1 protein-coding gene is annotated in these 424 nt (G+C 69.8%); it reads right to left on the bottom strand.

The window, feature by feature from the left end; genetic code table 11:
• A partial coding sequence (locus tag D471_RS33170; RefSeq protein ID WP_241479573.1) for an HNH endonuclease occupies positions 1–376 on the bottom strand: 376 nt, incomplete at its 3' end.
• Between the last annotated feature and the right edge of the window lie 48 nt (positions 377–424).

The following is a 424-nucleotide window of genomic DNA, read 5'->3' as shown; positions in this document are numbered from 1 at the left end:
CGGCGGCCGCGTCCCGCAGCGGGGCCTTGGCCCGAGCCAGGCTCCTGGCCAGGACCCGCTCGTTCCCCACGAACTCCTCCACCGGATGGTTGGACTTGCGTTCGTTGCAGTCAACGCAGGCCAAGACCAGGTTCGACACCCGGTCCGACCCACCCTGGGAGAGGGGGCGGACGTGGTCGAGGTTGAGCGGTGTGTTCGTGGCCCCGCAGTAGACGCAGGCGCGGTCGAACGTGGCGAGCAGGTACTCGCTCACCTCGAACCCGTGCAGCGTGCCGTGCTGATACTCGACCCCCTGTAACGGCCGCCCTGCCGAGAGGGCATGGGTGTCGAACGCCACCCGCTCCACGTGCGCCGCTCGCAGGGGGCGTACCGGCACAGCCGGTCCACCCACGACAACGAGGTGTCCGCTCGGTGCTTCAGGGAC

Source organism: Nocardiopsis lucentensis DSM 44048, from assembly GCF_000341125.1.
GTDB lineage: Bacteria > Actinomycetota > Actinomycetes > Streptosporangiales > Streptosporangiaceae > Nocardiopsis > Nocardiopsis lucentensis.
This window is presented reverse-complemented; position numbering and strand designations above follow the sequence as displayed.